Annotated in this window: 26 protein-coding genes; 13 read left to right on the forward strand and 13 right to left on the reverse strand. The window is 69.4% G+C overall.

The genetic code is table 11. The features are described 5' to 3' along the window. Positions 1-70: 70 nt before the first annotated feature. Complete coding sequence (locus tag KYX17_RS31110) at positions 71-379, reverse strand: hypothetical protein (RefSeq protein WP_243233563.1); 309 nt, start codon at positions 377-379, stop codon at positions 71-73. A gap of 22 nt (positions 380-401) precedes the next feature. Beyond that, positions 402-1262, reverse strand: a complete 861-nt coding sequence (locus KYX17_RS31115; RefSeq protein ID WP_243233653.1) for a helix-turn-helix domain-containing protein — start codon at positions 1260-1262, stop codon at positions 402-404. On the opposite strand from KYX17_RS31115, the gene KYX17_RS31120 reads away from it, so the two are divergent. The 5 genes from KYX17_RS31120 to KYX17_RS31140 are packed head-to-tail and all read left to right on the forward strand — an operon-like array spanning position 1261 to position 4097. Beyond that, a complete protein-coding gene (locus KYX17_RS31120) occupies positions 1261-2055 on the forward strand; it encodes a class I SAM-dependent methyltransferase (protein ID WP_243233565.1) in 795 nt (264 codons plus the stop codon). The two genes, KYX17_RS31115 and KYX17_RS31120, sit on opposite strands and share 2 nt — an antisense overlap. A gap of 40 nt (positions 2056-2095) precedes the next feature. Next, positions 2096-2242 (forward strand): hypothetical protein, encoded by a 147-nt coding sequence (locus tag KYX17_RS31125; protein ID WP_243233566.1) that lies wholly within the window; start codon positions 2096-2098, stop codon positions 2240-2242. A gap of 43 nt (positions 2243-2285) precedes the next feature. Further along, positions 2286-3113, forward strand: coding sequence for an SDR family NAD(P)-dependent oxidoreductase (locus tag KYX17_RS31130; RefSeq protein WP_243233567.1), 828 nt, complete (start codon positions 2286-2288; stop codon positions 3111-3113). A gap of 52 nt (positions 3114-3165) precedes the next feature. After that, entirely contained in the window at positions 3166-3807 is a 642-nt protein-coding gene (locus KYX17_RS31135; RefSeq protein WP_243233569.1) for a hypothetical protein, read from the forward strand. After that, a complete protein-coding gene (locus tag KYX17_RS31140; protein ID WP_243233654.1) occupies positions 3807-4097 on the forward strand; it encodes a transcriptional regulator in 291 nt (96 codons plus the stop codon). Before KYX17_RS31135 ends, KYX17_RS31140 begins: the two co-directional genes overlap by 1 nt. On the opposite strand, the gene KYX17_RS31145 is transcribed toward KYX17_RS31140, so the two are convergent. From KYX17_RS31145 to KYX17_RS31165, 5 genes are all read right to left on the reverse strand, one after another. Beyond that, positions 4092-4844 (reverse strand): phosphotransferase, encoded by a 753-nt coding sequence (locus tag KYX17_RS31145; protein WP_243233571.1) that lies wholly within the window; start codon positions 4842-4844, stop codon positions 4092-4094. The genes KYX17_RS31140 and KYX17_RS31145 overlap by 6 nt on opposite strands. 9 nt (positions 4845-4853) lie before the next feature. Then, positions 4854-5456, reverse strand: a complete 603-nt coding sequence (locus KYX17_RS31150; protein ID WP_243233574.1) for a pyridoxal 5'-phosphate synthase — start codon at positions 5454-5456, stop codon at positions 4854-4856. 96 nt (positions 5457-5552) lie between these two features. Continuing rightward, a complete protein-coding gene (locus KYX17_RS31155) occupies positions 5553-6401 on the reverse strand; it encodes a hypothetical protein (protein WP_243233576.1) in 849 nt (282 codons plus the stop codon). Continuing rightward, a complete protein-coding gene (locus KYX17_RS31160; RefSeq protein ID WP_243233578.1) occupies positions 6398-7090 on the reverse strand; it encodes a response regulator transcription factor in 693 nt (230 codons plus the stop codon). Before KYX17_RS31160 ends, KYX17_RS31155 begins: the two co-directional genes overlap by 4 nt. After that, positions 7078-8337 carry a histidine kinase gene (locus tag KYX17_RS31165; protein ID WP_243233580.1) on the reverse strand — a complete coding sequence of 420 codons (1260 nt, stop codon included), beginning with the start codon at positions 8335-8337 and terminating at the stop codon, positions 7078-7080. The genes KYX17_RS31160 and KYX17_RS31165 overlap by 13 nt, the downstream gene beginning before the upstream one ends. Positions 8338-8473: 136 nt before the next feature. On the opposite strand from KYX17_RS31165, the gene KYX17_RS31170 reads away from it, so the two are divergent. Together KYX17_RS31170 and KYX17_RS31175 are read left to right on the forward strand one after the other, a co-directional pair. Continuing rightward, positions 8474-9850, forward strand: a complete 1377-nt coding sequence (locus KYX17_RS31170) for an MFS transporter (RefSeq protein ID WP_283818265.1) — start codon at positions 8474-8476, stop codon at positions 9848-9850. A 36-nt stretch (positions 9851-9886) separates the two neighbouring features. Beyond that, a complete protein-coding gene (locus KYX17_RS31175) occupies positions 9887-10693 on the forward strand; it encodes a Cof-type HAD-IIB family hydrolase (protein ID WP_243233582.1) in 807 nt (268 codons plus the stop codon). Between the two features lie 60 nt (positions 10694-10753). Here KYX17_RS31175 and KYX17_RS31180 read toward each other — a convergent pair whose 3' ends face one another. From KYX17_RS31180 to KYX17_RS31205, 6 genes are read right to left on the reverse strand one after another with little or no spacing between them, the layout of a single operon-like run. After that, positions 10754-12352 (reverse strand): hypothetical protein, encoded by a 1599-nt coding sequence (locus KYX17_RS31180; protein ID WP_243233586.1) that lies wholly within the window; start codon positions 12350-12352, stop codon positions 10754-10756. Beyond that, positions 12334-13146 carry an ABC transporter ATP-binding protein gene (locus tag KYX17_RS31185; RefSeq protein WP_374209011.1) on the reverse strand — a complete coding sequence of 271 codons (813 nt, stop codon included), beginning with the start codon at positions 13144-13146 and terminating at the stop codon, positions 12334-12336. The genes KYX17_RS31180 and KYX17_RS31185 overlap by 19 nt, the downstream gene beginning before the upstream one ends. A gap of 39 nt (positions 13147-13185) precedes the next feature. Then, positions 13186-13404, reverse strand: a complete 219-nt coding sequence (locus tag KYX17_RS31190) for a ClbS/DfsB family four-helix bundle protein (RefSeq protein ID WP_243233589.1) — start codon at positions 13402-13404, stop codon at positions 13186-13188. A gap of 3 nt (positions 13405-13407) precedes the next feature. Beyond that, positions 13408-13632 carry a hypothetical protein gene (locus KYX17_RS31195; protein ID WP_243233590.1) on the reverse strand — a complete coding sequence of 75 codons (225 nt, stop codon included), beginning with the start codon at positions 13630-13632 and terminating at the stop codon, positions 13408-13410. A gap of 25 nt (positions 13633-13657) precedes the next feature. After that, the gene (locus KYX17_RS31200; RefSeq protein WP_249224560.1) at positions 13658-14632 is read right to left on the reverse strand and encodes a DNA-3-methyladenine glycosylase 2 family protein; all 975 of its coding nucleotides are present in this window, start codon (positions 14630-14632) and stop codon (positions 13658-13660) included. Between the two features lie 42 nt (positions 14633-14674). Continuing rightward, a complete protein-coding gene (locus KYX17_RS31205) occupies positions 14675-15391 on the reverse strand; it encodes a winged helix-turn-helix domain-containing protein (RefSeq protein ID WP_243233595.1) in 717 nt (238 codons plus the stop codon). Between the two features lie 424 nt (positions 15392-15815). Between KYX17_RS31205 and KYX17_RS31210 the strand changes: the two genes are divergently transcribed. From KYX17_RS31210 to KYX17_RS31235, 6 genes are all read left to right on the forward strand, one after another. Next, positions 15816-16829 carry a LacI family DNA-binding transcriptional regulator gene (locus tag KYX17_RS31210; protein WP_243233596.1) on the forward strand — a complete coding sequence of 338 codons (1014 nt, stop codon included), beginning with the start codon at positions 15816-15818 and terminating at the stop codon, positions 16827-16829. A 111-nt stretch (positions 16830-16940) separates the two neighbouring features. Continuing rightward, complete coding sequence (locus KYX17_RS31215; RefSeq protein WP_243233600.1) at positions 16941-18254, forward strand: ABC transporter substrate-binding protein; 1314 nt, start codon at positions 16941-16943, stop codon at positions 18252-18254. Between the two features lie 68 nt (positions 18255-18322). Continuing rightward, on the forward strand, positions 18323-19303 hold the full coding sequence (locus KYX17_RS31220) for a carbohydrate ABC transporter permease (protein ID WP_243233602.1): 981 nt from the start codon (positions 18323-18325) through the stop codon (positions 19301-19303). After that, positions 19303-20211, forward strand: a complete 909-nt coding sequence (locus tag KYX17_RS31225; RefSeq protein ID WP_243233604.1) for a carbohydrate ABC transporter permease — start codon at positions 19303-19305, stop codon at positions 20209-20211. Before KYX17_RS31220 ends, KYX17_RS31225 begins: the two co-directional genes overlap by 1 nt. Further along, entirely contained in the window at positions 20211-22436 is a 2226-nt protein-coding gene (gene yicI, locus KYX17_RS31230; protein ID WP_243233611.1) for an alpha-xylosidase, read from the forward strand. The genes KYX17_RS31225 and yicI overlap by 1 nt, the downstream gene beginning before the upstream one ends. Beyond that, on the forward strand, positions 22433-23878 hold the full coding sequence (locus tag KYX17_RS31235) for a glycoside hydrolase family 1 protein (protein WP_243233615.1): 1446 nt from the start codon (positions 22433-22435) through the stop codon (positions 23876-23878). Before yicI ends, KYX17_RS31235 begins: the two co-directional genes overlap by 4 nt. The last annotated feature ends 19 nt before the right edge of the window (positions 23879-23897 follow it).

A 23897-nucleotide genomic window follows, 5' to 3' on the forward strand; every position in this document is an offset into this window, starting at 1 on the left:
CGGAAGAGGTTTCCGTTACCTTTTCGTGATTCTTTGCTGACGCATCGATGACGCCCAGGCGACGGCCGGGTCAGCGCTCGCGGACGGGGGTGATCAGCACCCCGCCGAAGCGCGCCTCGGAGTACTCCCACTCGCGTCCGTCGACCCACACCCGTGCCGAGGCGCACGGGAGGGACTCGTGTTCGCCGTCCGGCCAGTGCAAGACGAACCCGCCGCCGAAGGAGGCGTTCGATCCGGTGACGCGGGCGCCGTCCGCATCCACCGCGCGCGCTTCGCACTCGTCGCAGAGATACGCGGGATACCGGTCGGACTGCGCGACCTGGGCGCCGCAGTTGGGGCACGGTTGCGTGCCGCGGGAACCGGGGAGGAAGGCACTCATGGCACGAGTGTAGGTCGGGTGCTCATGCCGCCGGCGGGAGCCAGATCGTGAGCCGCACGGCGTCGTCTGGCAGGTGCAGGATCTCGTAACTCCGCTCGACGACGACCCCGTCCATCCCGCGGATGCGGGTGGTCGCCCCCCGACGCCGCTCCACGATGTGCCCGCTCCACCACGCCGCGAACTGCGGGCTCTGGGCCCCGAGTTCGCGCACGAGATCGCTCAGCCGAGGATCGTCGAGGCGGTCGACGTTCGCCGCGCGGAGGTGCGCGACGGCGCCGCGGGCGAGCTCTTCCCAGTCGAGGAACGTCTCGCGGGCGCGCGGGTCGGTCAGCAGGTACCGGCAGGTGTTGCGCTGCTCCGGCGGAAGCTCGGCGAGCCCGGCGTACAGCGACATGCCTTCCTCGTTCGCCGCGACGACCGTGCTGAGTCTGTCGAGCACGTACGCGGGCTGCGGGCGCACCGCCGCGACGAGAGCCGACATCCGTGGGACGAGATCGGCGTCGGAGGTCGGCTCCGTCGGCGCCGCGTCCGCATCGCGAAGTCGCAGGAGATGCCGCGCTGCATCCGGTGAGAGCTCGAGCGCGTGGGCGAGGGCGGCGATCACGGCGTCGCTCGGGTGGGACTCCCGTCCTTGCTCCAGGCGGATGTAGTAGTCGACGCTGATCCCGGCGCGGGTCGCGACCTCTTCACGGCGTAGGCCCGGCGTCCGCCGGGCGCCGGGGGAGTCGTGTTCGGGTGCGAGCGCCCTGTCCTGACGGCGAGCGCGGAGGAAGTCGCCGAGTTCGTTCGAGATGACCGGCTCCTCTCGGCTGGGTGGGTGGATCGCTCCTATGAACAGTACGGTCTTCCGCGGCAGCGCCTCGAAGCCGGAATGTGGAGGCATGTCCACGTACACGCACGGTCACCACGAATCCGTCCTGCGATCGCACCGCTGGCGCACAGCCGAGAACTCCGCCGCCTACCTCCTGCCTTTCCTCGGCCATGACGACCGGCTGCTGGATGTGGGAGCTGGCCCCGGCACGATCACGGTCGATCTCGCGGAGCGCGTGGCCCACGTCACTGCCACCGAGATCGGAGAAGACGAGGCGGCATTGACGCGCGCGACGGTGGACGAGCGCGGAGTGTCGAACGTCGACGTGAGGATCGCCGACGTGCACGCCCTGCCGTTCGACGACGACTCGTTCGACGTGACGCACGCCCATCAGGTGCTCCAGCACATCGCGGATCCGGTGCAGGCGCTGCGGGAACTCGCGCGAGTCACCCGTTCCGGCGGGATCATCGCGGTGCGCGACGCCGACTTCGCCGGGTTCGCCTGGTGGCCGCAGCTACCTGAGCTGGACCGCTGGCTGGAGCTCTATCAGGCGACGGCGCGTGCCAACGGAGGCGAGCCGGACTGCGGGCGACGCCTGCTCTCCTGGGCGCGAGCGGCGGGGCTCACCGACATCAGCGCGTCGTCGAGCACGTGGTGCTACGCGAGCGCGGACGAGCGGATGTGGTGGGGCAATCTCTGGGCGGACCGCATCCGTCAGTCCGCGCTCGCGCGCCAGCTGGAGGCGAGACCGGACACCGACGCCGAAGAGCTCGATCGGATCGCCGCCGGGTGGCGGGAGTGGGCTGCATCCGAGGACGGCTGGTTCTCCCTGCTCCACGGGGAGATCATCTGTCGCGTGTCCTGACCGCAACGAGGCCGGTACGGTGACAGTTCCGAGTCCACCGATGCCGAAGGACGACATGAGCTCGCTGCTGGCGATCTTCGCGCTCGCGCGCGCCGCGCGATACGGCCAGAACGCGCACGCGCTCGTGGTGTCGCTCGCGGCGCTTCTGGTCGTCGTGCTCGGGCTGGTCTTCATGCTGCCTCGCTAGTTGTGACGGCTAGGCTTTCGCGAGCTACGGCGGAGGAGGCCACATGGCGGGCAAGACGATCGTGATCACCGGTGCGAGCGACGGCATCGGGCGAGAGGCGGCGCGGGTGCTGCACGCGCAGGGGCACACCGTCATCCCCGTCGGGCGCAATCCCGAGCGCACCGCGCAGATCGCCCGAGAGGTCGGATCGCGTGTGCACGTCGCGGACTTCGCTGACCTCGCCAGCGTCCGAGAGCTCGCAGACGATCTGCTCGCGCAGTACGACCGCATCGACGTGCTCGCCAACAACGCCGGCGGCATCTTCGGCAAGGTGCGCGAGAGCACGATCGACGGGCACGAGATGACCTTCCAAGTGAACTATCTCGCCCCGTTCCTCCTGACCCAGCTGCTCATGGAACGACTGATCGCCTCCACGGCCACGATCATCAACACCTCGAGCGTCGGCGCGCGTCTGTTCGGTCAGCTGGATATCGACGACCTCGACAACGAACGCTCCTTCAGCGCGACGCGCGCCTACGGTACCGCCAAGCTCGAGCAGATTCTGCACGTGAAGGAGCTCGATCGCCGCTATCGCTCGCAAGGCGTGGGTGCCGTCGCCTTCCACCCGGGCAACATCGCCACGAGCTTCTCGAACGCCCCCAGCTCACCCATGCGCCTGATCTACCAGACGCCCCTCAAGAAGCTCTTCCTCACGAGCATCCCGAAGGGTGCGGACACCCTCGTGTACCTCGCCGAGGGCGAGCCGGGCCGCGACTACGCGACGGGCGAGTACTACGTGAAGCGCAAGCCGGCGCGCACGCACGCGCAGGCGAGCGATGCCGCCCTGGCGCGCGAGCTCTGGGAGCGCAGCGAACGGATGCTGGGACTCTGAGGCATCGGCTCCGCTCTTGCCTTCGCAGACTACTTTGCAGTACAAAGTGAATATGACTTCTGCGAACGCTGCCTCCTCCGACGCCCCAGCCGTCATGCTCCAGGTGATCGAGCATGAGAAACGCGCGCTCGCGCGACAGCAGGCGCGGGGTGTGCCGTGGATCCTGCTTGCATGGGGCCTCGCGCTCCTGATCGGGTTCGGAGCGCTCTGGCTTGTGGAGCGTGCCGCGGTGCCCGCCCCCGTCTCCCTCATAGTCTGCGGTGTCGCGATGGCTGGAGCGCTGACCGTCAGCTCGATCTTCGGGGCGCGGATGGGGCGTGGTCTGCGACACCGTGGGCCGATCGAGTGGGTCGGCCCCGTCTTCGGTCTCACGTGGCCAGTCGGACTGCTCGGGATGTTCCTCGTCGGTCTCGGGCTCGTGCGCAACGGAATGGACCCTGCCCTACTGTGGGTCTTCCTTCCGGTGGCCGGCGTGCTCTTCGTCGGAGTCATGTACATGATCGCGGGTGGTATCTGGCCCAACTGGCCGACGATCGCGATGGGGGCTTGGCTCGTGCTCGTCGCCGTCGTCGCGCCGTTCACGGGTGCGTCTCTGCTCGTGCTCGCTGTCGCCGGCGGGGGAGGGTTCCTGCTGGCCGCCGTCTATGTCGCGCTGTGGATCGGACGTCGACCGGGTGCTTCGGTGGCGCAGTGATGGAGCTCGACCCTGTCATCCACGCCGCGGCTCGCTTGCGCATCACCGCCGCTCTGGCGGCTCTCGACCCCGGCACAAGCGTGTCGTTCCCGCGACTGCAGGAGCTGCTCGACATGACAGCCGGCAACCTCTCCACTCATGTGCGCAAGCTCGAGGAGGCCTCCTACCTCACGGTCGAGAAGACCCATCGGGGGCGGACGCCGGTCACTTACCTGTCTCTGACGAAAGAGGGACGCCGCGCGTTCGAGGATTACACGGAGGCTCTGCACAGCATCCTCGGTGCCTCATAGCGCGTGCGCGTTCAGCGCCCCGGCCCAGTCACCCTCGTGCTCTCGCACGTAGCGGGATGCGGCGAGCCAGTGATCGCCGTGGCCGGAGGTGTACATGGAGCCCCAGGGCTCACGACCCTCGGCATGGGAAGAACGCAGGAGTTCGTGCATCGCCTCCGTCCGTGCGGCCATGGTGGCGGGAAGCGCGGCACGCAGGTCGGCATCCGCGCCGTAGCCGTCGATGAAGGCGGCCAGATCCGCTGCGGCGTCGGCGGGGGAACGCCGCGGGTCGTTGAGCGTGAACGCCTGCGCGGCATACGAGAGATCCCAGAGCCGGGTGCTGGGAGCCGCCGCATCCCAGTCGATGAAGACCCATCTCTCGCCGGTCACGAGGTTCCACGGGGCGAGGTCGTTGTGGCAGACCAGATCGTCCCCGGGCGCCGGGATCGCGGAATCCCAGGTGGCGCCCGATGGGACCTCGAACCCCGCGCTCGCATCGTGGATGGCGCGCACGATCGCGCCCACGCGATGAAGCTCCGGCCGCGTCAGGCCCCTCTCCGCCAGCGCGCCGGGAACGAACTCCCACACCTGACGACCCTGCTCGTCGCGGCCGAGCGGGGCGGGCGCGTCGACGCCGGCCTCGCGCAGGGAGGTGACATACGCGTGCACGTGCGGAGACGCCGGCGTCCAAGCCTTGCGGACGGTGTTCCCCGCGCGGAAGACGGGACCCGCCGAGTTGCCTCCCGAAAGACCCTGCTCCTGCTGCATCCTTCGAGGCTATCGGCGAGAGGCGGCTCCCTGCGCGGGGGCGCTCGTCTCGCCCCCGCGCACTTCGTGGTGCCAGCTCTCGCCCTGCCGCTCGTACATGATGCGTGTGTGGCGTCGGTCGGGCGAGCCCTGCCAGAACTCGACATGCGTAGGCGCGAGCCACCAGAGCATCCAATCCGCGGACGTCAGTCCGACGCGTGCGGACTCCGGACGCGCCTCGAAGTCCCCGGCGATCTCACCAGCGGTGGCGGGCTGCATCCCGCCGCGCAGCCGTACCGCCCGGACGATCGGCTGCCACCAGAAGCTGAGCGAGGCCACCGGGCGCACGGCGAGCTGCTCGGCCTTCGCGGACGACCGCGGACCGGCGATCGCCCATCCGCGGGGGCCGGCGTCCTTGAGGATCAGCGCGCGGGCGTCCGGGAGTCCGTTCGCGTCGACGGTCGAGAGCGTGGTCACGTGCGGTTCGGCGACACCGGCGGCCGCCGCGCCCCTCAGCCACTGTTCGAACAGCACGTGGGGTTCGTCGGGCAGGTTCGCCGTGTCGAGATCCGGTGCCGACCCGGTGAGCGACGGCTGCGCCCGCAGCCACGCGGAGAAGGAGGAGGACGACACCCTCTCATCCTCCTCCTGCGCTCGCCGAGTGAGCATTGATTGAGCGAGCGAGCACCCGATCGGATGCTCGCTCGCTCAATGGATGCTCGTTCGCGCTCAGCCGTTGTCGCGGAGGGTCACGTCACCCGCGGAGACGCGGACCTCGACGGGGATGCGGGGGCCGCTGCCGGCGGAGAGCCGGTTGTCGACGCCGCCCGCCTCCACGTTGGAGCGGATGTCGTAGTTGCCGCGCGGCACGGTGACATCCGCGGATCCGGCGCTGACGCCGATGTCGATGCTGCGGGGAGCGCTGCCGGTCAACTCGGCGGTCAGGTCACCCGCCGAGAGCTCGAACTCGGCCTCGGTGACACCCGACAGGCGGATGTCGGAGCTTCCTGCGCTCATGGACGAGTCGATCGTGCGGGCCTCACCGGAGACGATGAGGCTGCCCGCGGAGAGGTGCGTCTCGAGGTCGCCGAAGGTGCCCGTGGCGCGAAGCTCTCCCGCGGAGAGTGTGAGCGACGCATCCACGCCCTCGAGCGACTGCGGGAGGGTCAGCAGGACCCGCGGCTGCTGGCCGATCCAGCCGATGCCGAAGAATCCATCGGGAGCGCTGATCCTCAGCTCGTCGCCGTCACGTTCCATCCGCCAGGCGGACCGGCCGGAGGTGACCTGGAGCGTGGCCTCGTCGACGTCGTCGAATCGCAGCTCGAACAGCGCCGCACTCGCATCCACGTCGACCTCGGTGACGCCGGCGGTCGACGCGGTGAGCGTCTGCGAGGAGGTCGGCAGCGAGGAGGTGACGGCGTTGGCGGCGCCCGAGACCACGGTCCCGCCCAGGATGACGGCGCCGATGACGATCGCGGTGATCGCGACGGCCTTGCCGGCGGGATGCCGGGGCGGCGTCGCCGTGCTGGAGGGTGCGGCCTCGTCGGGGGCCGCGGGGGGAGGGGTGAGCGTGCTCATCGTGTTGCTCCTGTCTGAGGTGTCTGAGGGCCGGCGTCGCCGGCGCCGTGCTCGACGTGCGCGAGGGCGGCGAGGACGCGGCGGTTGCCCGACTCGCCGGGCTCGAGCTCGAGCTTCTGGAAGATGGCGGTGATGTGCTTCTCGACCGAGGCCTCCGAGAGGAAGAGAGTCGCGGCGATCGACTGGTTCGACCGCCCCTCGGCGATGAGTGCCAGCACCGTCGACTCGCGCTCGGTGAGCCGCCGCATCCGCTCGTCGCGGGTGCGACGGTTCAGCAGCTGCGCGATGACCTCGGGATCGAGCACGGTCGCTCCGCCGCCGATGCGGCGCACGGTGTCGAGGAAGTCCGCCACATCCGCGACGCGATCCTTCAACAGATAGCCGAGCGCCCCGCCGTTCGCGGCGATCAGCTCGCTCGCGTACCGCTCCTCGACGTACTGCGAGAGCACCAGGACCGGCAGCTGCGGGTGCGCCGCGCGCAGGCGCAGCGCTGCACGGATGCCTTCGTCGGTGTAGGCCGGGGGCAGGCGCACATCGAGGATGCAGAGCTCCGGGTCGGTGGCGACGACGCTGTCATCGAGCTCGCTCGCGTCCGGGAGGGCGGCGACCACGTCGTGCCCGGCGTCTGCCAGGAGTCGGACGAGTCCTTCGCGCAGGAGGACCGAGTCCTCGCAGATCAGGATGCGCACGGCACACTCACCTCCAGAGCGGTCGGCCCGCCCTGCGGGCTGTCAAGGCGGACGTTGCCGCCGGCGGCGAGGATGCGGTTGGAGATCCCGTCGAGGCCGCCCCCGGGCAGCACCCGCGCTCCGCCGATGCCGTTGTCTTCGATGCGTGCCCAGAGTGTGCCGCCGTCGCGGACGCGCACGACCACGCGGCATTCGGCGGCGCGGGAGTGCTTGGCCGCGTTGGTGAGCGACTCGGCGATCGCGAAGTAGACCGCGGTCTCGGCCTCGCGCGAGCAGCGGCCGTCCAGGCGCACGTCCAGCGCCACCGGTACGTGCGAGCGGGCTGCGAGGGCCGACAGCGCCGCATCCAGTCCACGGTCGTCGAGGACGGAGGCGTGGATGCCGCGGGCCAGCTGACGCAGCTCGGTGATCGCCGCCTTCGTGGAGGTGTGCGCCTCCTCGAGCAGCGCCTTGGCCGTGGCCGGGTCGTCGTCGATCTTCTGCTGCGCGAGCCCCAGGGTCATGCCCACCGAGACGAGACGCGGTTGGACGCCGTCATGCAGATCCCGTTCGATGCGGGTGCGTTCGACATCGGCGGCGCGGATGGCGCCGGCCCGCTGTGCGTCGGAGGTGCGTGCGGCCTGCGCCAGCATGGCAGCCCGGGAGCGACCGAGGATGGCGCGGCTGATCACGCCGTGCAACACGCCGAGCCCGACGGTCGCGGCCAGGGCGAGCAGCGCCGCCAGAATGCCCACCACCGGTGCCCAGCCGGCGGGGACCATGCCCACGCCGATCCACACCTCGTCGACTCCCGACAGCGGCGCGAAGGCGACGCCGATCGCGCCGGTGACGATCGAGACGAGACTGATGACCGTGACGCCCATGACGGTGGCGATCGCCGTGTTGGCCAGCGCGCGCCACATCGAGGGATCGATGAACTGGTGCCAGAGCGAGAGCAGGTAGCCGCCGAAGCCCGGTCGGGGTCGGGGGCTGAAGCGCGGTGCCGGGAGGCCGAGTCCGTAGAGCCCGTCGATCCGCGCGATCTCCAGCCACCCGATCGCGTACATGACGTAGACGAGTCCGACGAGGACGACCAGGCCTACGCCGAGGGCGGGGACGAGCCCGACTCCGGTGCCGAGCAGGCCCAGCAGGGTGCTCAGGATGAAGGGGCCGATGAGGCCGAGCGCGGCGAGCTGGGCGACCGCCCCGGCGGTCTGCGCCGGGGCGAAGCGCCGCGCGGGTCGCACGGTGGGAGCTGCGGAAGTCATGTCTCCAACGTAGGGGCGCACCGCGCGGGCCACATCGGAGCAATCCCGACGACCGGGTTCGGGAAAACCCGAACCCTCGCGGATGTCGGCCCCCGCCGTCATGATGGAGCCACCATCCAGCGAAGCGGAGCCCGTCATGCTCGAACGTCCCGCCACGGCCGAGCCCACCCGCGCCTCGCGCATGCGCAGCTTCTATCAGGTACTGGCGAACACGCTCGTGGCCAACGTGACCACCAGCTACCTCTGGTTCGCGCTCACGTTCTGGGCGTATCTCGAGACGCGGAACGTGCTCGCGACCTCCATCATCGGCGGCAGCTACATGCTGCTGGTGGCCGTCTTCGGCATCGTCTTCGGAGCGATCGTCGACCACATGAAGAAGAAGGCCGTGATGGTGCTCTCCAGCCTCATCACCCTGGCCGCGTATCTGCTGGCGGGCGCCCTGTTTCTCGCGATCCCCGCATCCGCGCTCATCGACTGGGGCGGCCCCTGGTTCTGGCTGTTCGCGGGCGTGATCCTGATCGGCGGGGTCGTCGAGAACCTCCGCAACATCGCCCTGTCGACGACGGTCACCCTCCTCGTGCCCGCCGAGCGTCGCGACCGCGCGAACGGACTGGTGGGCACCGTCCAAGGCGTCGCGTTCATGGTCACGAGCGTGTTCTCAGGGCTGTCGGTGGGCTTGCTCGGGATGGGGCCGACGGTGTTCATCGCGATCGTCGCGACCGCCGTCGCCTTCGCTCACCTGCTGTTCGTGCCGATCCCCGAGCGGGGCGTGGCTCACGACCCGGACGCGCCGCCTCGCCGGCTCACCTTCCGCGGCGTGCTTCCCGCCATCCGTTCGGTGCCCGGGCTCATGCCGCTCCTGCTGTTCACGACGTTCAACAACCTCGTGGGCGGCGTCTTCATGGCGCTCATGGACCCGTACGGTCTGACGCTCTTCAGCGTCGAGGTGTGGGGCATCGTGCTCGGTATCACCAGCGTCGGCTTCATCATCGGCGGCGGTCTCGTCGCCAAGTTCGGTCTGGGCAAGAACCCGGTGCGAACGCTCCTGTGGGTGAACGTCGGCGTCTCGGTGCTGGGGCTCACCTTCGCCCTCCGCGAATGGTGGTGGTTGTACGCGGTGGGGATGCTGGTGTTCATGGCACTCATGCCGGTGGCAGAGGCCGCCGAGCAGACGATCATCCAGCGGGTGGTGCCCTACGAGACGCAGGGGCGCGTCTTCGGGTTTGCGGCGAGCATCGAGTCCGCGGCCGCTCCGATCTCCGCCTTCCTCATTGGCCCGCTCGCCGAGTTCTGGCTCATCCCGTACATGCGCACCGACGAGGGCCGCGACGGGTGGCGCTGGTTGCTGGGCGACGGTGAGGCGCGGGGGATCGCTCTCATGTTCGTGGCGGCGAGCCTGGTCATGCTGCTGATCGTCGTCGTCGCGTTCCTATCGCCGCAGTACCGGCGTCTGTCGCGCAGTTACGCCGAGACGCCGGCCCCGCTCGCCGACCAGGCTGCGGCGACCGCCTGAGCGCGGACGTCCCCACGGATCGGGGAGGATGGAGGGATGAGTGAGCCCGCATCCGACATCCGCCTGGTCGCCGTCGACATGGACGGGACGCTCCTCGACGGCGATGGCCGCGTCCCCGACGGGCTGTGGCCGATCCTCGAGCGGATGCGGCGCGTCGGAGCCCTCTTCGCGCCGGCCAGCGGCCGGCAGTATGCGACCCTGCGGCGGGAGTTCGAGGACCACGCCGAGGGGATGGTCTTCATCGCCGAGAACGGCACCTACGTCGTGCGCGACGGCGAGGAGCTGGCCTCCGATACCCTCGACCGCGATCTCGTGGCCGACGTCCTCCGACGTGCGCGGGGGATGGGCCAGGATGTTGGCGTCGTGCTCTGCGGCAAGCGTTCCGCGTACATCGAGCGCGACGACGATGCGTTCCGCGCGGAGGCGGAGAAGTACTACGCCCTGCTCGAGCGCGTGCCCGACCTCGAGCGGGTCGACGACGACATCCTGAAGATCGCCGTCTACGACTTCGGCGACGCCGAGACGGGCGCAGCTCCCGAGCTGTCGGACATCGCCCGCACCCACCAGGTCGTCGTCTCCGGGGCGCACTGGGTCGATGTCATGAACCGCGGTATCAACAAGGGGGTCGCGCTGCGGCGACTGCAGGACGTGCTGGGCGTCTCGGCCGAGCAGACGGCCGTGTTCGGCGACTACCTGAACGATCTCGAGATGATGGATGCGGCGTACCACTCGTACGCGATGGCCAACGCGCACCCGGATGTGGCGGCCCGCGCGCGCTTGCGTGCGCCCTCGCACCTGGAGCACGGCGTCATCCGGGTGCTGGAGGAGCTCTTTCCCGCCTGATGCCACCCCGCGATGAGGGCCCCGGGAGCGTGCGCTCCCGGGGCCCTCATCGCGGCGCGGTCAGGCGCCCTTGAAACTCTGCAACTGCGCGAGGAGGGCGGGCGCATTGCGGTCGAAGACGCGGCCGCCCACGAGCACCCCGACGATCGCGAACACGACGCCGAGAACGAGGCCCGCCGCGAGCGCCACGAATCCCCACATCGCGTCGCCCGTCACGCCGGCGAGGATCGCGGGGATCAGGGATGGCAGCGAGAGCACCGCGATGCCGATCCAGATCACGAACATGAGCAGCGCCGTCACGACGCTCGCTCCCGGAACGCGCTTGAACGGGCTGTCACCCGGGGCGGGTACGGGCTGCACGATGGAGGCGGAGCTGATCGCGCACACGCCGTATCCGGTCAGCAGGAGGCCGAGGCTGGCCCCGAGCACCGGGGTCAGCAACGACCACTCGGTGGACAGGCCCACCGTGATGATCGCGATCGCGATGGTCAGCGGCACCCCGAGACCCGCCGCGGCGAGGAGGCGGCCGGCGCGGTCCTGGCGGCCGCGCACGCCGGTGGCGAGCACCGTCGCGAAGGCGGTCCCGTCGTAGGACACATCCGCATAGGAGACGATGCTGAGCACGAAGGCGACGAGCACGGCGGAGTACGCGAACAGCGGGCTGCGCACGTCGCCGCCCGAGTAGAACAGCATGAGCACCGGGAAGATGGGCACCACCAGGAGCTGACGAAGGTAGCGCGGGTCGTGCAGCCAGTACGTCAGCGCACGAGCCCACGTCGCGCCCGTGCCGCCGGTGGGCATGCGCCCGAACCAGCCGATCTTGCCCGCCTTGACGGTCGCGGTGCGCGCCCGCGGCGGTGAGACCAGCGCCGCGGCAAGCGAACGTCGCCACAGCCACCAGAGGAGGACCAGGGTCGCGGCCCCGATCAACAGCTTCAGGATGCCCCCGAGGATGTCGCCCGAGGCGAGCGTCGCCGGCGCCGCCCACGCGGCGGCGATCGGGGTCCACGAGGCCGCGGAGATGATGCCGCCGATGCGGTCGGCGGGATCGCCCGCGGCGCTGACTCCCGCATCCAGCAGGTTCATGATGCCGATCGTGATGGGGCCGGCGAGCATGATGAGAAGGAACGCGAGACCGCCGAGGAGCTCTCGCGTGCGGCGGTTGCCGCCGGCGCTGCTGCTGAGCGCGGCGATGAGCCGCGACACGACGACGCACGTGAGGATGCCGAGCGGGATGCACACGAGCGCGGCGACGAGGGCGATCGGCCAGCGCCACAGGGCCAGAAAGAGGCCCAGTGCGCCCGCGATCGAGGCGATGCCGGGGATGCCGGTGAGTCCGGCGGCTGTGAGGGCGACCATCATCTTGTTGGTCGTCAGGGGGAACGGGGCGAGTTTGACGGGATCGAGCGTCGTGTCCACCCCGGCGATGAACAACGGACCGAGCGCCCACCCGAGCACGAGGATGCCGCCGCCCGCCGTGACGACCGTCGACACGACGTCGAGCCCGGCGAAGCCCGCCGCGAACAGTCCGATCCACACGCCGATCAGGAGCCCGACGGCCCACAGTCCGCCGAGGATGAACCCGACGAGTTGCCAGGGGTTGGCGGCGAGGGTGTTGCCGAGGACGCGGAAGCGCAGCTTCAGGAGAGTCGCAACCACTGCGGTCCCTCCGAGTGATGGCGGCCGCCGACCAGATCGACGAAACGGTCCTGCAGGCTCTGGCCCGCGCGCACCTCGTCGATCGTGCCCGCCGCGAGAACACGTCCGCTGGCGATGACCGCGACGTGGTCGCACATGCGTTGCACGAGGTCCATCGAGTGGCTCGAGACGATCACGGTGCCGCCGCTGCCCGCGTAGCTGCGTAAGACGTCCTCGATGTTCGCGGCGGAAACGGGGTCCACTGACTCGAACGGTTCATCGAGCACGAGGATGCGGGGCGCGTGCACCAGGGCGCACGCGAGCGCGACCTTCTTGGTCATGCCGGCGGAGTAGTCGACGACGGCGGTGCCGGCGGCTTCCGTGAGGTCCATGAGGGACAGCAGATCAGCGGTGCGAGCGGCCACCTCGTCGCGCGCCAGGCCGAACATCATCCCCGTGTAGGTGATGAGCTGCTCACCGGTGAGTCGGTCGAACAGACGCACGCCGTCGGCGAGGTTGCCGATCATCGCCTTCGCGGCGACCGGGTCGCGCCACACGTCGACCCCGTGCAGGACGGCGGTTCCCGCATCCGGTCGCAGCAGACCCGTGGCCATCGACAGCGTGGTCGTCTTTCCCGCTCCATTGGGGCCGACGAGCCCGTAGAAGGAGCCGGTGGGCACATCGAGATCGATGCCCGCGACGGCCACCTTGTCACCGAAGCGCTTGGTCAGGCCGCGAAGCTGCAGAGCAGGCCCGGATGCGGCGGGCGGATCGATCGGTGGCAGGGCAGGATCTGTGGTGGTCACGCGCCCCATCCTAGGAGTGCGCTATGCGCGCCCTCCACGGGTGGCGCGCTATTCGGCCTGCGTGCGGAGCCAGCCGCGGATGCGGGTGCGGGCGTTCGCATACGGGGAAGACGTGTTCAGCGAGATCATGCGCCCCATGGTCCACTTGCCGTACCAGCCGGCGCCGTACAGCTCTTCGTCGGTGTGGCGTTCGACGAGCTCGACGATGCGCCGGTTCGCGTCCTGCAGCTGGGCGCGCAACTCGACCTTGGTCGAAGGTACGGCCATGCCTCAGAGCTGGGCGCCGTCGTCGTCCCGGTCGTAGATGCCGACGTTGCGACCCCGCCACGACTCGTAGGCGATGAGCCATCCGATCGACACGATCAGAGCGAGCAGCAGGCCGATCCACACCGATCCCAGGGCGATGCCGACAATGACCCCCGCAGCGAACAGGGCCAGCGTGCCGAGGATCCACATGGTGCGACCGCGGGGCCAGCCCGTGCGCGAGTTCGTCATGGCCCCAGCGTAGGGGTTGCACGCTTCAGCGCGAGCGGTGATCCTCGGGCGCCAGACGCGCACCGCGGCGCTGCTCGTGGACGCCGCTGGCTGCCAGCAGCCGGATCACCCGCTGTCGCTGTCCCGCCCACGGGGCGAGCAACTCGAGCATGGCGTCGTCGTCGACACGGTGGCCGATGAGGGCATGCCCGACCTCGTGCGCGAGATGGTAGTCGCCGATGCTCACCGCGTCCGCATCGCCCCACGCGCGGATGCGCGTCTCGGCCGACGTCCAGGGGCCGATGCCCGCAAGGCTCGTCAGGATGCGGTCGCGCTCGGTGTTGTCGGAGGCCTCCGCCATGGCGCGCACGATGCTGTCGCCATGGGACGCCGCCTTGACGACGGTGCGTGACTGCGGTGGTTCGAGTCCTGCGCGGTGCCACGCCCAAGAGGGGATGCGTCGCCATTCGTCGATGGTGGGGGGTGCGAACATCGGGCGCGGGGTGGGGCCGGGCGCGCGCTCGCCGAACCAGGTGACGATGCGTCGCCAGGCGCCGAATGCCTGCAGGCCCGTGACCTTCTGCTCGAAGATCGCGCTCGCGAGGGCGTCGAAGGCGAGGTCGGTGCGGCCCAGGCGTAGCCCCGGGTGGCGGTGGTGCGTCGCGGCGATGAGCGGATGGTGGGATGCGTCGAAGTCGCCGCGGTCGTCATCCGCGCCGCAGAGGGCGGGTGCCTGGTCGAGTGCCCAGCTGGCGCCGGGGCCCCAAGCCGCTAGGCGGATCCCGACGCCGCTCGCGCGAAGAGCGAGGGTGGCGATCCCCTCGGGGGTCCTGCTCGCGCGCCAGACGACGTGGCCGTCCACGACGAGGGTGGGGTCGTGCGCCCCGCGCCGCTGGAAGACGACGGTTCGATGGAGATCCACCTCGTCGCGAGGGCGGTAGACGCTTTCGCGAGGTCGCGAATGCGTCGGCGCAGCGGACCGAGGCGGGCGTCGCCCGATCGTCGAGGCGCCCGCATCCATGTGCACACCCTACGTCGGCCCGCCGACAGCGGACCGACCGACTCAGAACCGGTCGGGGGAGGGGGTGCCGTGGCCGTAGCGGATGGCGACGTCGGCGTGCCGGTCGAAGCGGTAGCCGACTCCGCGCACCGTGCGCACGATGTCCTCGAAGCGCCCCAGCTTGGCGCGCAGGCGACGCACGTGCACGTCGATCGTGCGCTCGCCCGGCGCGTCCGCGTCGCCCTGCTGCCAGAGGGAGCCGACCAGCTCGGCGCGCTCGATCGTGCGTCCCTCGCGCAGCACGAGGTACTGCAGCAGCTCGAACTCCTTGAACGTGAAGGCGGCGGACTCGCCGTCGATCAACACGCGCTTGCGGGAGATGTCGACGACGACGCCGGCCTCGGCGCGCTCCTCGACCTCGATCTCGGGCTTCGTGCGGGCCACCGCCGAGGGCTCGTGCAGTGCCAGGCGCACGACGTCGACGTCACGGCCGCCGGCGCCGACGGGGGCGAGGGCGACGGTCGCGTAGGTCTCTGCGGCGGGAGCGAGATCGTGCAGTGTGCGGCGAAGGGCCTCGACGATCGTTCCGAGAGAGACGCCGGAGGCGGCAGCCTTCGCCTCGTCGAAGCCGACGTAGAGCGCGAAGCCGCGCGGCGCGGTGCCGGCGGGAAGACTGCGCTCGGCGGCGGGCGCCGCAGCGGGAGCTGCGGGAGCGTCGGTGACCAGACGCAGGGCGGGGCGGGCGGAGGTGCGGTTATCGAGAGCAACGGGAGTGGACATGTGCGGATTCCTTGCCGGAAGAGGAACCGGGACTCGTGCCCGATTCAGGTGTTGTCAGTCGCGGCCCAGGGTCAGGGCCGGGTGCGCAGCATCACAGAGCGGATGCAGAGGACGCGCGGCGCTTCAGATGCGCGGCGGCGTCGGACGGGGTGACCGAGTCAGCGGCACATTCGACAACACATGACAATGCGGCCGGCCATCATGGAGCCGGCAGTCCCGTTCGCCTCCCAGGCGGACAGAGAACGTGCATTGTCAGTCATGTGGCCGATTATGACGTGCCGGGCGTGTCTGCGTCAAACGCGCGATGGGACCCCTGATTTGTTGTTTTCTCCGCGAAACGTGTTGCGCTGGCATCCGATCGTGTTCTACAGTCCTGGACGAAGCAGCGTCGAAGCGCTTCGACCAACCCGGCGAAGAGGATGAGATGGTCACGATCAACGAGGTGGCGCAGGCCGCCGGCGTGTCGATCTCGACCGTGTCCTATGCGCTCAGTGGCAAGCGGCCCGTGGCCGTGGACACTCGTCGGCGTATCGAGAAGGCGGTCGCGGAGCTCGGCTACAGCCCGAACGCCGGCGCGCGCATGCTCGCCGGGAGGCGCACGCAGATCTTCGCGCTCACCGAGCCGCTACGCATCGACACGCACGCGCCGACGCACATGGCGTTCGTGCTGGCCACAGCGGTCGCGGCTCGGCGCAACGACTACGACATCCTGCTGCTGACCGACGAGGACGCGCAGGCGGGGATGCGGCGGGTGGCCGCCAGTGGCCTGGTCGACGCGATCCTGGTGCTCGACGTCGCCCCCGACGATGCCCGAGTGGCGCTGTCCCGAGAGATCGCCCTGCCGAGCATCTTCATCGGAGTGCCGAACGACCGGGACGGTCTCGTGTGCGTCGACCTCGACTTCGAGCGCGCTGCCGCCCTCGCCGCCGACCGGCTCATCGATCTGGGCCATCGTTCGATCGGCATGCTGGGCCATCCCGAGATCTCCTACGAGCGCTCGAACTTCCCGCCGCGCGTGCGTGTCGGCTTCGAGCGCGCGGCAGAACGCCGCGGCGTGCCCACAGGGTTCCGCTACGCCGGGCAGTCGCGGCCCACGACCGCGACCATCCGCGACGGAGTCCGGGGCCTGCTGGCCGAGGGGGTGAGCGCGATCGTGCTGCACTGCGCGGAGGACGTCCACCAGGGCGTGCTCGACGCGCTCGCGGATGCGGGGCTCAGCGTTCCGGGGGACATCTCGATCGTCTCCGTCGGCTCCTCCTTCGACACCGCCGCCCTCAGCACGCCGCTCGACTCGATTCCTCTCGTTCCCGCCGAAAGCTGCGAGCTCGCCGTCGAGCTCGCCGTCGCCGCTCTGGCCGGATCCGCTCCGGAACCGGGCGTGCACCTCATCGCCCCCCACTACCTCGACGTCGGCTCCGTCGCCGCCCGGTCGAGATGACCCTCCTTCCCCCGTCCCTTCTCCTGCGCGTTATCGAAGCGCTTCGATAACGCGCTTCGCCCGTCCCGCAACACCCGACCACTGACGGTCACCATGAAAGGAGTGCCGAAGATGGCACGCATCACATCACGCACCACACACCGCTCCCTCATCCTGCTCGGCGGCGTCGCCGTGGCCGCCCTCGCCCTGAGCGCGTGCTCGGGCGGCGGCGGCAGCCCGGAGGACTCCAACACCCTGACGCTCTGGCACTACGAGGGCGAAGACAGCGCCATGGGCAAGGCGTGGGACGAGGCGATCAAGGTCTTCGAGGAGGAGACCGGTGCGAAGGTGGACTTCGAGGCCAAGGGCTTCGAGCAGATCCGCTCCACCGCCAGCCAGGTCCTGAACTCCGACGAGGCGCCGGACATCATGGAGTACAACAAGGGCAACGCGACGGCGGGCCTGTTGGCCAGCCAGGGTCTGCTCACCGACATCACCTCGGCGGTCGAGGAGAACGGCTGGGCCGACAAGCTCGCTCCGTCGCTGCAGACGACCGCCCGCTACAGCGAGGACGGCGTCATGGGTGGAGACGCCTGGTACGGCATCCCCAACTACGGCGAGTTCGTCACGGTCTACTACAACAAGCAGGCCTTCGCGGATGCGGGCCTCGAAGTGCCGACGACCTACGACGAGTTCGTGAAGGTGCTCGACGCGTTCGTCGCCAAGGGCATCACACCGCTCGCCGAGGCGGGTGCGGAGTACCCGCTCGGCCAGCTCTGGTATCAGCTGGCACTGAGCAAGGCAGACCGCTCGTGGGTCGACGACTACCAGCTCTACAAGAACCCGGTGGACTGGAACGACGAGCCCATCACCTACGCGACCGACACCCTCAAGGAGTACGTCGACGCCGGCTACATCTCCCCGGACGTGGCGGGCATGAAGGCGGAGGATGCGGGCACCGCGTTCATCGCCGGCAACTACCCGATCTTCGTGTCGGGCAGCTGGTGGTACGGCCGCTTCACCGAGGAGATCAGCGGGTACGACTGGGGCATCTTCAACTTCCCCGGCAGCAAGCTGAGCCTCGGCTCCTCGGGCAACCTGTGGGTCGTTCCGGAGAACGCGAAGAACAAGGACCTGGCCTACAAGTTCATCGACATCACGCTGCGCCCCGAGATCCAGGCGATCATCGGCAACAACGGCGGCGTTCCGGTGGCGGCGAACGAGTCCGACATCACGGATGAGAAGAGCAAGGAGCTCATCACCGCGTTCAACTCGATCCTCGACTCCGACGGCCTCTCGTTCTACCCGGACTGGCCCACGCCGACGTTCTACGACACCCTCGTCGCCCAGCTGCAGAACCTCGCCAACGGCAGCTCGACGCCCGAGCAGGTGCAGACCGGACTCGGCGACGAGTACGAGTCGTACGTCTCGAGTCTGCGCGGCTGATCCCCGGTGGCGGAGGGGTGCCCGCCCCTCCGCCACCCCCATTCCTTCGACCAAGTGAGGAGACGGTCATGTCCGCCGTCCCGTTCGTGCGGCCGCCCAGAGCGCGGCGTGCCAAGCCCCTTCCCGAGGAGCCGCTGATCCCGCAGCGCGGGCGCGGATCCGCCGGCTACTGGCTCTACCTCATCCCCGGCCTGATCCTGCTGAGCGTCGTGATCCTGATCCCGCTCGTGTGGAACGTCTACCTCTCCTTCACGAGCTGGCGCGGTATCAAGCCGCCGGAGTGGATCGGTGTCGAGAACTGGGTGCGCCTGTTCGGCGACACGAAGTTCTGGACGTCTTTCGGCAACAGCATCTGGATGATCGTCGCCATGGTGATCCTGCCCACGGTGCTCGGCCTCATCATCGCCGCCCTCCTGTTCGACGTCGTCGGGCGCAAGTACGGCGGGCGGCTCGCGAGCTTCCTGCGCGCGACGTACTACCTGCCGCAGATCCTTCCTGCGGCCATCGCCGGCATCGTCATCGGCTGGGTGCTGCGCCCCGACGACGGCGCCCTGAACACGATCCTCGAGAGCATCGGTCTCGGATCCCTCGCGCACAACTGGCTCGGCAGCCCCGACACCGCCCTCGGCGCGATCATGGTCGTGCTCGTCTGGGTGCAGCTCGGCTATCCGATCGTCGTCTTCATGGCGGCGCTGCAGCGCGTCGACCCCGAACTCTACGAAGCCGCCGAACTCGACGGCGCGAACTGGTTCCAGCGCTTCCGCTCGATCACGATGAGCATCATCCGCCCGGAGATCTTCGTCGTCACCCTCACCTGCACGATCGCGGCCCTCAAGGTGTTCGGCCCCGTGTACGTGCTGACCCGCGGGGGCCCCGGGACGTCGACCATCGTGCCCGCCTACTACGCCTACAGCGAGTTCTTCCAGGCCCAGCAGGTCGGGTACGGCGCCACCATCGCCACCGCACTCACCATCGTCATCGCGATCGTCGCCGTGCTCTTCATCCGTGCGCAGAACGCGGTGGAGCGCAACGAAAGGGAGGGCCGCTGATGGCCGCCACCATGGCTGTGACCACCACCAAGGACGGGCGGCGCCCGTCGCCGCGCGTGCCGCGGCGCGGTCGCGGGGGCATGACCCGCCCGCGCGGCATCGACTGGCTGATGCTCGCCTTCGTCATCGTCGGTGCGATCGTCGTGATCGCGCCGTTCTACCTGATCCTCGTGAACTCGTTCAAGTCGCCCGCCGACTACTCGAACGGGGGACCTCTCGCCCTCCCCAGCCAGATCGACGTCACGGGTCTCGCCGCGTTCTGGGAGCGTGTCAACTTCCCCGAGAAGGTGTGGAACTCGTTCTTCATCTCCGGAATGGTGGCGCTGCTGGCGGTGCTCATCTCGGTGCTGAACGCGTTCGCGATCGGCATCGGACGGGTGCGGGGGCGCAGCTGGATCGTGCTGCTGTTCCTGCTGGCGAACCTCCTGCCGCAGGAGGCGCTGCTGTACCCGCTCTACTACCTCTCCAAGGCGGTCGGGCTCTACAACAACGTGTGGTCGGTGATCATCATCTTCACGGTGATCCAGGCCGCCTTCGGTACATACCTGCTCGCCTCGGTCTACGGCACCTTCCCGAAGGAGGTCCTGGAGGCCGCGGCGATGGACGGAGCCAGCCGCTGGCAGATCCTGTGGCGCGTCGTCTTCCCGATCAGCCGCCCGACACTGTCGGTGCTCGTCATCTTCTTCTTCATCTGGACGTGGAACGAGTTCCTCATCCCGCTGACGTTCCTGGTGTCGAACGCCAACCAGACCGTGCCGGTCGCGATCAGCGTCCTGCAGGGCGACCGACTCATGGACGTCACCACGACCAGCGCCTCCGCCCTGCTGGGGCTCATCCCCACCCTTCTCTTCTTCCTCATCTTCCAGCGCACCCTCACGCGCGGCATCACCGCAGGAGCAGTCAAGTAATGAAGTTCACCGATGGTTTCTGGCAGCTGCGTCCCGGGGTCACCGCGCTGTATGCGCAGGAGGCGTACGACATCTGGGAGACCGACACGCTCGACGGTCCGGGGCTGGTGATCACCGCACCGACCAAGGTCATCGAGCGCCGGGGCGACACCCTGAACCGGGCGACGCTGACGGTGACGCTCTCCTCGCCCGCCGAGGGTGTGGTGCGCGTGCGCATCGTCCACCACGACGGCGGCACCGCGCCGCTCTCGTTCGGTGTCGCATCCGCGCCCGGCGCCACCGAGGTCGCGGCGGATGCGGCGGGCGCGCACCTGCGCACCGGATCGCTCACCGCGCGCATCGCCGCGGGGGCACCGTGGTCGCTGGAGTTCTTCTCCGGCGAGAGGCGGCTCACCGGCAGCGGACACAAGGCGCAGGGCTACATCACCCTCGCCCACGACGCCCAGGTCGACCCCGGCATCGTCGACAACGCCCGGGCGGGCGGCAGCGGCGTCCGCGCGCACACGTTCGTCCACGAGCAGCTCGACCTCGGAGTCGGAGAGCTGATCTACGGGCTCGGCGAGCGCTTCGGCCCCGTCATCAAGAACGGGCAGAGCGTCGAGATCTGGAACGCCGACGGCGGCACCTCCAGTGAGCAGGCCTACAAGAACGTCCCGTTCTACGTGTCGAGCCGTGGCTACGGCGTGCTGGTCAACGATCCCGGACACGTCTCCTACGAGATCGGCTCCGAGACCGTCGAGCGGGTGCAGTTCTCCGTGCCCGGCGAGGTGCTCGAGTACTTCGTGATCGACGGCCCGACCCCCAAGGACGTGCTGACCCGCTACACCGCGCTCACGGGCCGTCCGCCGATCGTGCCCGCCTGGTCGTACGGTCTGTGGCTGTCGACCAGCTTCACGACCGACTACGACGAGGCGACCATCACCTCCTTCATCGACGAGATGGCCGCGCGCCAGCTGCCGGTGTCGGTCTTCCACTTCGACTGCTTCTGGATGCGCGAGTTCAACTGGTCCGACTTCGAGTGGGACCCGCGGGTGTTCCCCGATCCCGACGGGATGCTGCGGCGACTGCACGAGCGCGACCTCCGCGTGTGCGTGTGGATCAACCCCTACATCGCCCAGCGCTCGCCGCTGTTCGCCGAGGCGGCGGCACAGGGGTTCCTCGTGCGCCGCCCGGACGGTTCGGTCTGGCAGTGGGATCTCTGGCAGGCGGGCATGGGGCTCGTGGACTTCACGAACCCCGACGCGACCCGCTGGTACCAGGACAAGCTCCGCGCTCTCGTCGCCCAGGGCGTGGACTGCTTCAAGACCGACTTCGGCGAGCGCATCCCGCTCGAGGTCGTCTACGCCGACGGCAGCGCTCCCGACCGGATGCACAATCTCTACACGCACCTGTACAACAAAGCCGTGCACGAGGTGCTCGTCGAGGCGCGCGGAGCGGACGACGCGGTGCTGTTCGCGCGGTCGGCGACGGTCGGCGGGCAGAGCATGCCCGTGCACTGGGGCGGGGACAGCACGTCGACCTTCGTATCGATGGCGGAGACGCTCCGCGGCGGCCTCTCGCTCGCGTGGAGCGGGTTCGCCCACTGGAGCCACGACATCGGCGGATTCGAGGGCACCCCCGATCCCGAGGTCTTCAAGCGCTGGACCGCCTTCGGTCTGCTGAGCTCCCACAGCCGCTTCCACGGCTCGGAGTCGTACCGCGTGCCGTGGAACTTCGACGACGAGGCCGTCGAGGTCACCCGCATCTTCACCCAGCTGAAGATGCGGCTCATGCCGTACCTGTTCCAGCGCGGCGTGGAGGCCGCATCCGATGGCGTGCCGCTGCTTCGCCCGATGGCGATGGAGTTTCCCGACGACCCGACCTGCGCCCACCTCGATCGGCAGTACATGCTCGGCGGCGACCTGCTCGTTGCGCCGGTGTTCTCGGCGGACGGCGAGGTGGAGTTCTATCTGCCGGAGGGTGAGTGGACTCACCTGTTGACCGGGGAGCGCGCCGACGGCGGGTGGCGCCGCGACCGTCACGGCGTCGATTCGCTGCCGCTGTACGTGCGCCCGGGCGCCGTCCTGCCGTGGGGCGCCCGCGACGACCGGCCTGACTACGATTACCTGGAAGGGCTGACGCTGCGGGTGTTCCCCGGCGGAGAAGGCATCGCCGAGGTGATCGTGACCACGCCCGACGGACGCAGCGAAACGTTGCGCGCAGACCTTGCGGAGGTGACCCGATGAGCACCGGTAACGCGGATTTCCGAGACAGCGGGCTGGTGTTCCCTCCCGGATTCACGTTCGGGTCGGCGACGGCGTCGTATCAGGTGGAGGGGGCGGCCGCGGAAGACGGTCGCGGGTCTTCGATCTGGGACACCTTCAGCCACACGCCCGGACGGGTCTGGAACGGCGATACGGGCGACGTGGCGTGCGACCACTACCACCGTTGGGAGAGCGACCTCGACCTGATGGCCGAGCTGGGACTGGACGCCTACCGGTTCTCGATCGCGTGGCCGCGGATCATGCCCACCGGCACGGGCGAGGTCAACCGCGCCGGCATTGACTTCTATTCGCGCCTCGTCGACGGGCTGCTCGAGCGCGGTATCCGTCCCGTGGCGACCCTCTACCACTGGGATCTTCCTCAGCCGTTGGAGGATGCGGGCGGGTGGCCCGTGCGGGCGACCGCGGATGCCTTCGAGCGCTACGCCGAGGTCATGGGTGCAGCGCTCGGCGACCGGGTGCACACCTGGACGACGCTGAACGAGCCGTGGTGCTCGGCCTACCTCGGCTACGGCCAGGGTGGTCACGCCCCCGGCCGCCACGAGCCCGCGGCGGCGCTCGCGGCCGTGCACCATCTGAACCTCGCGCACGGCCGCGCCGTCCAGGCGCTGCGGGCGACATCGACGGGAGACCCGCAGTACTCCGTCACCCTGAACTTCCACGTTCTGCGCGGCGTGGGGGAGAACGCGGGCGAGGCGATGCGTCGGATCGATGCGCTCGCGAACCGCGCGTTCACGCATCCGATGCTGAAGGGCGCGTACCCCGCCGATCTGCTTGCGGACACCGCATCCATCACGGACTGGTCGTTCGTCGAGGACGGCGACCTGGCTCAGATCAACCAGCCGATCGACGTGCTCGGCGTCAACTACTACTCGACGGCGACCGTTCGCCTCTGGGACGGCTCCTCGCCCCGCCAGCAGAACGACGGGCACAAGGCGAGCGCCGGAGGCACCGCCTGGCCCGGCAGCGACCAGCTCGTCGAGTTCGTCGAGCAGCCGGGGCCGTACACCGAGATGGGCTGGAACATCGCGCCGGAAGGACTCGAAGAGCTGCTGCTGGCGCTGCGCGACGAGTTCCCCGCGCAGCCGCTCATGATCACGGAGAACGGCGCCGCCTTCGCAGACGATGTCGCCCCGGACGGCGCGGTGCACGACGCCGAGCGCGTCGACTACCTGCAGCGCCACCTCACGGCCGCGCACCGTGCGCTGGAGCAGGGCGTGGATCTGCGCGGATACTTCGTGTGGTCGCTGCTGGACAACTTCGAGTGGGGCTACGGCTACGCCAAGCGCTTCGGCGTGGTGCGGGTCGACTTCGACACCCTCGAGCGCACCGTCAAGGACTCCGGACTCTGGTACCGGCGTCTCGCGCGCACCCGCGCGATCCCGGCCGCCGACGAGCTCGGTTGAGACGGCCTCGGTAGCCCCG

The sequence above is a fragment of the Microbacterium sp. CIAB417 genome (assembly GCF_022788845.1).